The following is a 13,336-nucleotide window of genomic DNA, read 5'->3' as shown; positions in this document are numbered from 1 at the left end:
TAACCCAACTCCTAATCTCGTAAGGCTCTTCCAGTAAGGTGCAAGAATACGTCTTCCAATGTAGGTGTCTGTACATCAACAGAATGTAACTCCATATCCGCATTTTCAGCCATTCTAATTATTGCAGAAAACATATTTACTTCTTTTGGGATAATAACTGTAATTTCTTTTTCACCAACAGTAACTCGATTTACCGTTGGGTTCTGTTTCAATTCTTCAATAAACTCGTCATTCCAACGTTCAGCTTGTATCGAAATGGTCTTTTCAGCAGATAGAATTCGCTTAATTTCATCCTTTGTTCCTGAAGCAATGAGATTCCCTTTATCCATAATGTAAATTCGATCACAGAGAAACTCTACTTCTTCCATATAATGACTTGTATATAAAACCGTCATCTGTTTTTCTTTATTCAATCGCTTTACCGTTTCCAAAATATAATTTCGAGATTGTGGGTCAATTCCAACAGTCGGTTCATCCATGATAATAATCTCCGGATCATGCAACATAGCTACACCAATGTTCAGTCTTCGCTTCATCCCACCTGAAAATGTTTTTACAATATCCTTCCGGCGATCTGTTAGACCGATTTGTTCGAGCACCTCGTCTATTTTCTTTTTTAGCTGTGTGCCTCTAAGTCGATAAATTCTTCCGAAAAACCGCATATTTTCCTCTGCAGTCAAATCTTCATATAAAGCAATTTCTTGGGGCACTACGCCAATGACTTTTCGGAGTGGTGCTGGGTGCTTAATCATACTTTTATTTTGAAAACGAACGTCACCTTTTGTTGGTTCAATTAATGAGGATAGCATCGAAATAGCAGTTGATTTTCCAGCACCATTCGGACCGAGCAGCCCAATAATTTCTCCCTTTTCAATAAACATATTTAAATTCTTCACAGCATCCATTTGTTTAAATTTCTTCGACAAATCTACTAATTCCAGCATGCAAATCCCTCCCATAAACTAAGTTTACGAAATTTAACGGTTAGAATATACTGTCTGAGGTCATGAAATAGGAAATTAATAAGATGACTTAAGTCACTCATTAAATATATTGGGTTCATTCCTGGTTGTGAAAAACGCGCTGAAATACGATATGGATGGTACTTGCTTTTTCTCTCGGTCGGTTTCTTCTGGAATTCTATTTCAGTATTGCGCAGGAGGCATCGTATGTTGTTGCGCATAAAAAAAGAGATTCGCTTAAGCGTTCTTAAGCTGATCTCTACATTAAGTCCTTTTAGATGACAGAAAATTAACAATCGTAAAGCTGATTATAATGCCAACAAAGAAATATAATGATCCAAGCCATTGCTCATGAACTGGATCAAAAGGCAGAAGTGAGGCAAAGAATTCAGGAGGAACTTCTGTTAAATCAGGTAAGCAAAGAGCAAGTGCAGACATGAACAAGTTAATATCCGAATAAATCGCATACAATCCAGTATTTGCAAAAAATAAAATCAAACTAAATGGGGTTAGCAAAATGATATTCGCGAATGAATACTTCCACTTTTGGCCAGAGGTCAACTGATTTGATGAAAGAATCGGAAACCAGAGAAGTACAGCAGAAAGAAAAAGTGCAAGTAAAAAGAAATAATTTAAATAAAGATCAAGTCTTGCGAAATTAAAAATGAATGGAATGTGATAACTGTAAAAAACGACTTGAAATATAGCACTTGCTACAATAGGCTTTGTAAGAACCGAAACTACTTTCTTCATGCTTCCAATTGATTTCACTCGCTCTACTATTTTCGTTTTAAATCCAAAGATGAGAAGCGGCGGAGCAACAAGCAGTACTAAAACCAACTGCAAGCTATGCGTGCTAAACTTAATTCTACCTGTAACATTTAATGGACTAGCAATGGCAATAAAAATAACAATTAATCCTGCTATAAAAGCAAATGACTTCCACCAGCTATGTTTCTGTGAAGCAGGCAGAAGAAAAAAATAAATGATTGCAGCAAACATTGCAAATAAGAAAATCCCACCATTCCATAATGTAGAAAAATGAAATTCATCCAGAATAATATCAAGCATCCATAACGCCACCTTTCTCGTCTGCTCTACCCTAAATTATAAAGTAGATAAAAGCTTACGAGATAGGAGAGTTGTAACAATCTAATGACACTATTTTAGGTTCTCTATTTCCATTAATCCGTAATCCCATGTGTTACCGCATAGATCGCAAGCTGCGTTCGGTCACGTAAACCTGCTTTCTGCAAAATCAAGGTCAAATGATTCTTAACTGTACCGATCGAAAGATATAGTTCATCCGCAATTTCCTTATTTGTTCTTCCTTCACCGACGAGTTTTGTAATCGCAAGTTCTCTCTCTGAAAAATTAATATCAAGCTTCGGTTTTTCACTTGTCTGCAATAGCCGCGGCATTACCTTTGCTGCCACTTCATCATGAATCGTTAATCCACCACTCATACAGCTGTGTACAGCATCGATTAATTTTGCGGGGTCAGAGGTTTTTAATAAAAAACCATTTGCTCCTTCTCTTAGGGCCTGCACCGCATATTCATCATCATTAAACGTTGTTAAAATTAAAATCTTCACATCTGGCCAACGTTTTTTTATAATTCGCGTTGCTTCAATTCCATTCATTACAGGCATCCGCACATCCATCAAAATAAAATCGATTAAATGCTTTTCCATTATTCTTACTGCCTGCTGTCCATTTTCTGCTTGATGTGATACGTTGAACCTTTCTTCTTGTTCTAAAATAACCTTTAACCCTTGACGAACAATCGTCTGGTCCTCAACTAATAAAATATTCCACATCATACCCCTCCTAACCTGGGATCACACCCGATACGATAAAATGCTTTTCCGTTTGATACACTGTTAGCTTTCCCTCAACTTCTTCCACTCGATTTTTCATACTTGAAAGTCCAAATCCAAACTGAAATGGTTTTGGCTCAAAGACAGCATTCCTAATTTCAAATGATATATCTTCTGTTGCTGTTTTTCCGAGCGTAATTTTTACTTCTCTTGACTGGACATGCCTCATTGCATTCGTTAAAGCTTCTTGGATAACACGGTATAGAACGACACTTTTTTCATTCGAAAGCGGGATCGATAATACCCCTTGCTTCATCGTAAATTGAACTAAAATATGGCTTTCTGCCTCTAATTTTCGAATTAGATGAACAACAGTTGCAATCCCTTCGTTTTCTTCTGATTTTAATGCTTTAACAGCATGCCTTGTTTCGTCTAGACTTTCCTTCGCCATCTGTTTAAGCTCGTTAAAGCTATTATCTTTTTTTTCAATGCTGAGCATTTCTAATTTCATAATTAATGCCGTTAACCGATGTCCAACAGAGTCATGAATATCTCGGGCAATTTTAGTCCGTTCCTCTAGTCGCGCATGGCCTTCTGCCTTCAGGTTCATACGTTTCAATTTACGATATTCTCCCAATAATTGATCATAAATTTCCCATTGCTCATTCCGCTCCAAAATAAGGCGATTTAATAAAAACAGCAGCATGGAGAATAGGAGATATACGAGTGCAAAGCGCACATCAAACATATCAAGCTTAAAAATGGGGATGGCCGATATGACAATCGTAAATAATAGATACAAGATTAATTCCCTTCGCTTTAAACGAACCGCTGCATCTGCTAAACAATAACCGTACAATACAATCGTGAGCATCACCGTATCGACATAAAGAAAGCTATGTATTCCAATTATAAAAGAGAGACAGATAAATAAGAAAAACAATCCTTTATGAAGAGACATCAAAAAGTATAATGCAAGTGCTAAGGCAAAGAGTCCTATACTATATGCAGTATTAATACTATCGAACAAAATCATCATAATCCATATCAGGCCAAACAGTACAAAACGCAGCCAAAAAATGTCCATTAAGCAAGTCTACCTTCTGTCATGCTGCAAGCTTTCCACAAATGTTTTGAGCACTTGAACTGTTTGTACACAGTCACTTAAAGACGACCATTCAGCAGGATTATGACTAATTCCATTTTTACTTTGTGTAAAAATCATGGCTACAGGTATTTTTTCGCCTAGGATCATTGCATCATGAGCTGCCCCACTTGGTAATTTATAGGGTGAAATTCCATGCTCCAATAACGCTTGTTCTAAAACTTGTTGAATATCTTCTGCAATCGGAACCGGATGAACACGGACTTTTTCTTCATGGTTCACTTGAATATGATACGTATCTGCAATTTCCTTACTTAGTGATAGAACACAATTTACTAGCTCATCACGTGTTTCTTTGTATATATCCCGAATGTCAACATAGAGGGTTACTTTTCCAGGAATAACGTTAACCCCGTTTGGCTCAACCTGAAGTTTACCTATGGTAGCCACTGCAGAATCATTTATTTGTCTTGGCAATTGATTGACTTTCATCACAAAATCACTTGCAGCAACTAACGCATCCTTCCGGTCATCCATTGGTGTATTGCCTGCATGCCCTGCTTCTCCATCAAACGTAAATTCAAGCCAGCATGGGCCCGCAATCCCTGTAACAATTCCACATGGAAGCTCTTCCTTTTCTAATCGTTTTCCTTGTTCTATATGTACTTCCACAAATAACTCGATTTCATCTAATTGCCGACCCGCTTCTGCATAACCTTGAACAGATAATCCTACATCCTGTAAAACCTCCGCAAAGCTTCTTCCTTCTTCATCCTGCAGTTCTATTTTCTCCTCTACATTCGCTTTCCCAATCAATGCTTCACTACCATTTAATCCATTGTTAAAGCGGGAGCCTTCTTCATCTGTAAAAATAGCAACCTCAAATGGCTTTCTTGGCCGATAGTCCGTTTCCTTCCAAGCTTCTACCACTTCAAGCGCAGCTAAAACACCAAGCGGTCCATCAAAATGACCACCATTTGGAACACTATCAACATGAGATCCACTCATGATAGCCGGCAGATGATCTTCCTTACCAGTTAATCTGCCAAAAACATTTCCAGCTCCATCCTCCGAAATTGAAAGTCCAGCCTTTAGCATCCATGTTTTGATTAATTCCTTCGCTTGCTTTTCTGCTAAAGAAAAACCAGGGCGGTTTGAACCATTATCGGCAGTTAGACCAATTTTTGACAGTTCACTTAAACGATGTGCGATTCGCTCACCCAATATTCCATTCCCTTCATAGCTTTTATCATATTGCTCAAGCAATCGTTCCTGCAATGATAGATTTTTAGTCAAGCTTAACATCTCCTTTCTCTTTTACAACATATCAGAAAAACATTCATTTGAAAATTCACAAACAACTTGTAGTTTAAACTTTACGAAAACTAATCATCCAATTTGCCCCAGTCTCAATATGATACGCTTTAGCGAAGGAACCTTGATTAATAGCTACTCCTAATTTATCTAATGAATTCACAAACACAATCGGCTCGCCTAATCGACTATCTGCAAACGAACGACCAAATCGCATCATATTTTTATATATATGCCGTGTATTATTTTGAATAGATACTTCTAATGTATCACCATATTGAATTCCTGCTGCGATAAATAGTTCACGATTAATATTCGTCCATAGGTTACCAAAACGAACATCGAGAATATCAATATTACCTTTAATTGAATCATCCTCAATTCTAGCTTTTGTCCTTGGTAATTCAATTATTTCGCGGGCAGCAACACTCGGACCAACCTCTTCAAAGGAAATAACACCTGCAGTCAGCCTTGCCCCTGTATATGCATATACATCTCGCCCATGGAACGTATAGGATTCTCCAGAATTTGGGAGCCGATTTATTTTTTCGTCAATTACTCGTGCTTCTGAGATTCCTACGCTATGTTTAATATGGGTCAGGGTTCCATTATTCGGGGTTACAATATATTGACCTTCCTTCGTTTTTACAACAACACTCATCCGATCTGTTCCGACTCCTGGATCGACAACGGAAATAAACACAGTTCCTTTTGGCCAATAGCTAATCGTTTGGTACAAACGATAGGATGCTTCCCATATATTGTATTGCGGAATATCATGTGTCAGATCAAAAATACGAATAGCTGGATCAACGGATATAGCCACTCCATTCATTGCACTTACTGCCCCGTCACTTACCCCAAAATCTGTTTGCAACACTAAATTTTTGCTCATTCTCTGACCCTCCATTTTATCGTTTATACGCTTATTTATTCGCTTTTTTATTAGAAAACTTGTCATTCGTTAAAGGGATTCTTGGAAGAAGTTCTTTGCTTTCTTAGAATTCCTTATATTTTGGATTGCAAGCTTTTAAGCGAGTTCCTTAGTGCAAATAGGAAAGTTGATACTTTCCTATTTGCAAACTAAAAAACCACGTCATTACCGAATAAACGGTAAGGACGTGGTTGAATGAACGTGGTACCACCTTACTTCACCGTATGCTCACACATACAGCCTCATCAAGTACGAAAAGCTAAATCGCTCTCATTATACTGTGGTATGGATAACGAGTACCAAATCTCGCCGGAACCTACTCCTATAACAATAGTTTCAGTTGCGAAACTCCGAGGCCATTGTTCAGATTTCTTTTTTTACTCCTTCTCAGCTACGGGAGCTCTCTTTGAAAAAATGAAAATCCTACTTTTCCCCATCAACGTTTTTTTATTATATCACGAAATTAAATTCATTATACGGATAGTTTTTTAATAAATCAAGCGATTATAAAAAAACAACCATTGAAAGCTTATTCCAATTGCCCTTATATTGTCCTTAACAAGACCTAGATGATAAAGATTCACTTCTACTATGTACTCATAAATAGCTGTTAATTTCTAGGAAATTGTTATCATTTTTAAATAATTTAAACTTTTTATAATATTTGTATAGTATAATCTAATAGATAGGTCTTGCAGAGTATGCTTAGGCAGAAGCAGTAAAAAAGTTCAACTTTTTTACATGGTGGCTTAAACCCTAACGAAAGGGGTTGAAGCCTGTGATACCAATTGACAAAGTGCTTGAGTTAATGTTCGCATTTGCTACGCTCGTCTTGTTAATTGTGAACAGCCATGAAAAAAAGTAATCATCCTGACGATTCAATCGCTCAGGATAATTGCTTTTTTTCGTACCCTAGTCAGGGCCACCTCTACCTTGTAAGAAACCGTCCGAGTCGTAAGTCCCCCCTTACGGCTCGATTCACCTAAACTTCTCTTTAAGACCCATTATCAATCTTATTACGAAGTGTACTTAGATATGATTTAAAATTTCACCCCAAGACACTACTTTTCCTTCAAACGATTTCGTATACCTTCCTGGAACAGGGCTCGTGGACGGTAATTTTATAATACGAATCGCTCCAAGATCTTCTGAATTAAAATTTTTCTTAAATGTCGTATATGACTTGGTTCCATTACATGCAATTAAACGTATCGTTGGATACTTGTCTAACAGCCCAATAATATCATTTGGATTCTCATCCATTATATTCGAATCCAAGCTTCCTTCTCGATAACAGGAACCAATCGAATCCCATAATGCAATTCCCCGTTCTTTTACGAATGCTACTTTTTTTTCATATTCCTCTATAGGTTCAACCTTAAACAATTTAAATAGAATTGGCCAAAAGTGGTTTCGGGCATTTCCGTAGTATTCGCCTTTTTCTAATGAAATTTTCCCCGGCATGGAACCAAGAATAAGAACTTTAGGCTCCTTTGGTATTATCGGCGGAAAAGAATTCAGTCTTTTTGTCATTACACCCACTCCAGTATCATTATACCAAGTATAACCTACTTCTATAATCTACTGCACATTTTAGAAATCTCAGTAAATCATTTCTTTTCTATTTCTTCATGATTCGTTGTTGTTTTCATTTGTTTACTTCTTTTTTTCATTTTTTCCATTATGACAGCTTTACCTTCCAATATTTTATTAAATGGAACCTTCTTTATCCATTTCCAAGTATCCAAAAATAAAAACCACCAAACGACGAAATAAACATGTACTAAAATAATGAACACAGACAACGTATCTCTTGTTTTAAACTGTTCCAGTACATATTGAATTTCGTTCAGTCCCTCTGACCTTCCGATACTGTATACAAATCCAACAAGGGGAGCAAGGAGCGAGAATATGATTGTTATGGCAGCTAACGGACTATATACTTGCCTTACCCAGTTTATAACGCCACTAATTAATGTTAGGATTAAAAAGATATAATAGCACACCCAAAACCAAGTTGGTAAAGTTTCCATCAGACACACTCCCGTTTCTTTCTATATGTATACAATTCGACATAAGCTTCAAAAAACCTGCAATTTCAATACTTTTTACCTAGTCACACATTAAATTTAAAAAAATTTAAAAAAGTTATTCAAATTAAATTAATGTCTGATATGATTATTGTAATTATTGATTATTAATTGGAGTGATTTGGTTGAAAGCAATTTTAATTGGGATTTTGGCTGCATTGTTTTTTTCCGTTACCTTTATACTTAATCGTTCCATGGAGTTAGATGGCGGCAGCTGGGTTTGGAGTGCTACGCTTCGATTTTTCTTTATGCTGCCTATTCTAATTTTAATTGTAGGGTATCAACGAAATATCAAGCCTGTAATCAAACATATGATAGCTAGGCCCGTTCCTTGGTTTATGTGGAGTACTGTCGGCTTCGGATTATTTTATGCTCCCCTTACTTTTGCAACTATTTATGGTCCCGGCTGGCTTGTAGCAGCGACATTTCAGCTGACGATAATTGCTGGTTCTTTACTTGTGCCATTTTTAAACAACAAAATAAAGCAAAAAATCCCGATTCAGAGTATTTTTATATCCCTTATTATTTTGGCTGGGGTATTTATTATGCAATTCGAACATGCTTCTTCTGTACCTTTGATAAGTGTTTTGCTTTGCGTTATTCCCTTAATCATTTCGGCATTTGCATACCCACTAGGCAACCGTAAAATGATGCAAGTTGTAAACGGAGAATTAAACACCTTTCAGCGAATACTCGGTATGACACTCGCTTCCTTGCCTTTTTGGATTGTTCTTTCGATTTATGGATTTACAGCACACGGATTACCAAATTCAAGTCAGATAATCCAAACATTTGTTGTAGCGATATCTTCTGGAATTATTGCGACTGCTTTATTTTTCTACGCTACGGAAATAGTTCAGCAGGATAATCAAAAAATGGCTGGAGTTGAAGCTACTCAATCAGGTGAGGTTGTCTTTGCACTAATCGGTGAAATCATTATTCTAAGTGCCCCATTACCAAGTATTGTTTCTTTTATAGGAATGGGGTTTGTAATCATTGGAATGATCCTGCACAGTATCGTCTCTGCGCTTGGAAATCGCAAAAGTCTTGAAGTTATTAAAAAATCTGGCATTCGTCAAAACCCTTAGACGAATGCCAGATTTGTTACTATGCAGATATTCTTTTACTATCTTTAGAAGGGCTTGTCCCTTTGATGAAAAAGGATAGTATTAGAGCGACTAATGATAATACAGTCGCAACATAAAAGGAAACATTCACACCGTGAATCATTTCCATTGGGAGTGCCTTTTCTCCTGTACGAAGGGCAGAAGCAGTCATGATTGTCACTAAAATTGCAGTCCCTACTGACGCTGCTACCTGTCTCATCGTATTCGTCATTGCTGAGCCATGCGGAATCAGACGAGTCGGTAATTGGTTGAGCCCAGCCGTTGTCGCAGGCATCATTATCATCGATATTCCCAGCATTCGTATTGCAAACACAACCGTGAGATAAGATAACGTCGTTTCTTCAGTTAACCTTGTATATAAAAAGGATGTAACGGTTAACAAGGTTAAACCAATAATCAGCAGATACCTCGCACCAACTTTATCAAAAATCCTCCCATTAATCGGCGACATAAATCCCATTAATAAAGCTCCAGGCAATATCATAAGCCCTGATTCCAAGGCTGAAAATCCAGCCATGTTTTGCATGTAGATTGGCAAAATCGTCTCCGATGCAATCAGTCCAATAAAAGCAATCATTCCGATAATGGTTGTCAATGTAAAAATTTTATTTTTAAAAATCCGGAACTCAAGAATAGGTTGCTTCAGCTTGAATTGTCGCAGAATAAAGCCAGTAAGTGTAATAGTTCCAATGACAAGACTACTAACAACTGCTATACTCGTCCAACCATAGCTCCCAGCACTACTAAAACCATAAAGTAATCCTCCAAAACCTAAGGTTGATAGAATAATAGAAAGGATATCTACTTTTGGGAAGGTTCGTTTCGTTACATTTTTCATAACAAAATATGCGATTACGATATTTATAACCGAAAGGGGCAGCACCAAATAGAATAAAGCACGCCATGGATAATGCTCGACCAACCAACCTGAAATTACTGGTCCAAGTGCAGGTGCAAATCCAATTACCAGTCCTACTGTCCCCATCGCTGTACCACGTTTTTCAATTGGAAAGATTAGCAGAAATATTGTCATCATCAAAGGCATCATAATACCAGCACCGGCAGCCTGTATGATACGCCCTATCATTAAGAGCATGAAGGTTGGAGCAATGGCGCATATCAATGTCCCCACGGCAAATGTGATCATTGCGGTTAAAAATAGCCTGCGAGTTGTAAATGTTTCAATTAAAAAAGCTGTGATTGGAATCATAATTCCATTCACTAGCATAAATATCGTTGTCAGCCACTGTGCGGTGTTCTCTGTTAAATTCAAATCATGCATAATATGGGGAATCGCCGTCGCCAATAATGTTTGATTTAAAATTGCCAAAAACGCTCCGGTTATTAGTATAGCAACAATAGGAAATTTATTCAGCTTGTCTATATTTTCGATGTTATTATTCTTCAGACGCCACACTCCCCTTACTTCGTATCTCGAATCATTTTCTATCGTTTATAATGAATTATATGGGAGTATGAGGACAATGTCTATTATTGAAACTGTGGGAGGCGAACATGGGCGGGTTTACCAAATGTTCATTTACCAATTTGAAAGCACTTATTACTTTGTCGTTTTTTTATGCCAAAACAGCTATTTCTTTGTATTTGCAAGAGATAGCGACGTAATGTGCAATTATGGTTGGAGTATTGTCAATTGAATTTCCGTAGCTTGAGTTGTCAACTTGATTTTCTCCTCTGACTAAAATATTTCTAGGTAGATTTTCATCGTTTTGGTTTCTAATCAACCGTGTAAGCTTTTCTCTCAGCTGGTTCTGCTTGTTTTTCCGTTTCATTCGACCAAGACAGCCTTTCCATCGGTTGATTCTTCTTATCCTTTTCCTATTTGTCAGAGTAAAATCCGAAGAACGAGTTCAAGGTGACTCACAGGGCCCCGAGAGCGACTGCCTAAAACTATCCCGGACCCGGCGAAACAATTCAAACTTAGCAAATAGATATTAGTTAGAAGTCTATATAAAAACGCATAGACTTTAGTATCTATGCGTTTTGTATAATAAGGCAACATGAATTAAGCACATGCATGTTACGAAGCTTTTTGTTCTTTTAAAACGGTACGTGTTTTTCTTGTTGGCAGCATATGGAATACAATATTTAGTGCGATTGCTGTTACACTACCAGCAACAATTCCGTTACTCGTTAAAATTTGAATACTAGATGGTAATTGAGCGAACAATTCCGGAACAACTGTAACACCAAGCCCCATTCCAACTGAACAAGCAATAATCATTGAATTTTCCGGAGAATCCGATATAACACTGCTTAGCATTTTTATGCCCTGGGAAATAACCATTCCGAACATCGCTACCATTGCCCCACCTAAGACTGCAGTTGGGATTATCGTTGTCAATGCTGCAATTTTAGGCACAAACCCTAAAGCAATTAACATACCTCCGGCAACAAAGATGACTTTTCTCGTTTTTACACCAGTCATTTGAATCAGCCCAACGTTTTGAGAAAAGGCGGTATATTGAAATGCGTTAAAAACTCCACCGAGGAAGATAGCAATTCCTTCTGCCCGATATCCTTTTGAAAGATCTTTTTCCGTTAGCTTTCTTTCAGTAATATCTCCTAATGCAAAATAAACACCAGTCGATTCAACTAGAGATACGATAGCAACTAGAATCATCGTTAAAATTGCAGACCATTCAAATGTCGGTGTGCCAAAGTAAAACGGTTCTACCATGTGGAAATAGGAAGCTTCCGCTACTGCTGAAAAATTTACTTTTCCCATAAACATAGCAACAGCTGTACCGACAATTAGACCAATAAGAATAGAAATTGATCTTAAAAAACCAGTCGCAAAACGATACAATAAAATAATAAATAATAACGTTCCAAAACCTAAAGAAATATTGGCAATCGATCCAAAGTCACTTGCACCTTGGCCACCACCCAAATTATTAATAGCGACAGGAATTAATGTGATACCAATTATCGTAACCACTGTACCCGTCACAACTGGTGGGAAAAAACGTACCAGACTACCAAAGAATCCGCTGATTAACACAACGACAATACCTGTCACAATAATTGCTCCATAGATAGCTGAGATGCCATATTGTCCACCGATTGCAATCATTGGTCCAACCGCTGTGAATGTACAGCCAAGAACTACGGGAAGTCCAATTCCAAAGAAACGGTTATTAACGACCTGTAAAATCGTAGCAACCCCACACATTAAAATATCAATTGCAACAAGATATGTTAGCTGTTCTGACGTTAGCCCTAGAGCATCTCCGACAATAAGCGGAACTAATATTGCACCAGCATACATTGCTAGAACGTGTTGAAATCCTAATGCTGCAGTTTTCATTTAGGCACTGCCTCCTTTTCAAAGGTTGCCTTTCCGTTTTCCAGAGATGAAATAATTGCTAACGACTCTACACGAATACCACGCTCGCGAATTTGCTTCCCGCCTTCTTGAAATCCTTTTTCAATGACAATTCCAACACCAGCAAGCTTTGCACCTGCTTGTTCAACAATATCAACCAGACCTGAAACTGCCTGTCCATTTGCAAGGAAATCATCGATAATTAAGACAACATCGTTCTCTGAAATATAGTCTTTAGACACTGAAATTTTGTTTGTTTCTTTTTTCGTGAATGAATATACTTGTGCTGAATATAATTCATTTATCAAGGTCAATGACTTGCGCTTTCTAGCGAAGATAACTGGTACGCCGAGCGCTAGACCTGCCATTGTTGCCGGCGCAATCCCAGAGGATTCAAGTGTTAGAATTTTTGTAATCCCACAATCACGAAAACGAGCTGCATATTCTTCCCCAATTGCCTGCATTAGCTTGGGATCGATTTGATGGTTTAAGAATGAATCCACCTTCAAAACTGTATCGGATAATACATTTCCTTCATCTTTTATTTTTTGCTCCAATAAATCCATTTTTTGTCCTCCTAACAATTTAAAAAAGCCCGGAAGCCTGCTGTCTACCATAACTATGATAAAAGCAAA

At 37.5% G+C, this 13,336-nt stretch carries 12 protein-coding genes and 1 other annotated feature; of the genes, 1 reads left to right on the top strand and 11 read right to left on the bottom strand.

Annotation, left to right across the window (positions count from 1 at the left end; all coding sequences use genetic code 11):
• Nucleotides 1-11 precede the first annotated feature (11 nt).
• From D1B32_RS03725 to D1B32_RS03690, 8 genes are all read right to left on the bottom strand, one after another.
• Nucleotides 12-944 (bottom strand): ABC transporter ATP-binding protein, encoded by a 933-nt coding sequence (locus tag D1B32_RS03725; protein ID WP_118888654.1) that lies wholly within the window; start codon nt 942-944, stop codon nt 12-14.
• 282 nt (nt 945-1,226) lie between these two features.
• A complete protein-coding gene (locus D1B32_RS03720; protein WP_118888653.1) occupies nt 1,227-2,033 on the bottom strand; it encodes a cytochrome c oxidase assembly protein in 807 nt (268 codons plus the stop codon).
• 113 nt (nt 2,034-2,146) lie between these two features.
• Complete coding sequence (locus tag D1B32_RS03715) at nt 2,147-2,782, bottom strand: response regulator transcription factor (protein ID WP_095309851.1); 636 nt, start codon at nt 2,780-2,782, stop codon at nt 2,147-2,149.
• A 10-nt stretch (nt 2,783-2,792) separates the two neighbouring features.
• Nucleotides 2,793-3,869 (bottom strand): sensor histidine kinase, encoded by a 1,077-nt coding sequence (locus D1B32_RS03710; RefSeq protein WP_118888652.1) that lies wholly within the window; start codon nt 3,867-3,869, stop codon nt 2,793-2,795.
• A gap of 9 nt (nt 3,870-3,878) precedes the next feature.
• Nucleotides 3,879-5,192, bottom strand: a complete 1,314-nt coding sequence (locus tag D1B32_RS03705; protein ID WP_118888651.1) for a M20 family metallo-hydrolase — start codon at nt 5,190-5,192, stop codon at nt 3,879-3,881.
• A gap of 64 nt (nt 5,193-5,256) precedes the next feature.
• Nucleotides 5,257-6,096, bottom strand: coding sequence for an SAM hydrolase/SAM-dependent halogenase family protein (locus tag D1B32_RS03700; protein ID WP_118888650.1), 840 nt, complete (start codon nt 6,094-6,096; stop codon nt 5,257-5,259).
• A 217-nt stretch (nt 6,097-6,313) separates the two neighbouring features.
• Nucleotides 6,314-6,584: a binding site (T-box leader), on the bottom strand.
• A gap of 580 nt (nt 6,585-7,164) precedes the next feature.
• On the bottom strand, nt 7,165-7,668 hold the full coding sequence (locus D1B32_RS03695) for a DNA-deoxyinosine glycosylase (RefSeq protein WP_118888649.1): 504 nt from the start codon (nt 7,666-7,668) through the stop codon (nt 7,165-7,167).
• A gap of 77 nt (nt 7,669-7,745) precedes the next feature.
• Entirely contained in the window at nt 7,746-8,168 is a 423-nt protein-coding gene (locus D1B32_RS03690; RefSeq protein WP_095309861.1) for a hypothetical protein, read from the bottom strand.
• A gap of 182 nt (nt 8,169-8,350) precedes the next feature.
• Here D1B32_RS03690 and D1B32_RS03685 point away from each other — a divergent pair, with 182 nt between their 5' ends.
• Nucleotides 8,351-9,313, top strand: a complete 963-nt coding sequence (locus tag D1B32_RS03685; RefSeq protein WP_118888648.1) for a DMT family transporter — start codon at nt 8,351-8,353, stop codon at nt 9,311-9,313.
• Nucleotides 9,314-9,332: 19 nt separating this feature from the next.
• Here the strand turns inward: D1B32_RS03685 and D1B32_RS03680 are convergent, their stop codons facing one another.
• The 3 genes from D1B32_RS03680 to D1B32_RS03670 form a co-directional block, all read right to left on the bottom strand.
• Entirely contained in the window at nt 9,333-10,760 is a 1,428-nt protein-coding gene (locus D1B32_RS03680; RefSeq protein ID WP_118888832.1) for a DHA2 family efflux MFS transporter permease subunit, read from the bottom strand.
• 633 nt (nt 10,761-11,393) lie between these two features.
• Complete coding sequence (locus D1B32_RS03675) at nt 11,394-12,683, bottom strand: nucleobase:cation symporter-2 family protein (RefSeq protein WP_118888647.1); 1,290 nt, start codon at nt 12,681-12,683, stop codon at nt 11,394-11,396.
• Nucleotides 12,680-13,267 (bottom strand): xanthine phosphoribosyltransferase, encoded by a 588-nt coding sequence (locus D1B32_RS03670; RefSeq protein ID WP_118888646.1) that lies wholly within the window; start codon nt 13,265-13,267, stop codon nt 12,680-12,682. Before D1B32_RS03670 ends, D1B32_RS03675 begins: the two co-directional genes overlap by 4 nt.
• Nucleotides 13,268-13,336 lie beyond the last annotated feature (69 nt).

Source organism: Oceanobacillus profundus (genome assembly GCF_003515705.1).
Lineage (GTDB): Bacteria > Bacillota > Bacilli > Bacillales > Amphibacillaceae > Oceanobacillus > Oceanobacillus profundus.
Note: the sequence above shows the minus strand (reverse complement) of the source record. Positions and strands in the feature narration are given on the sequence as shown.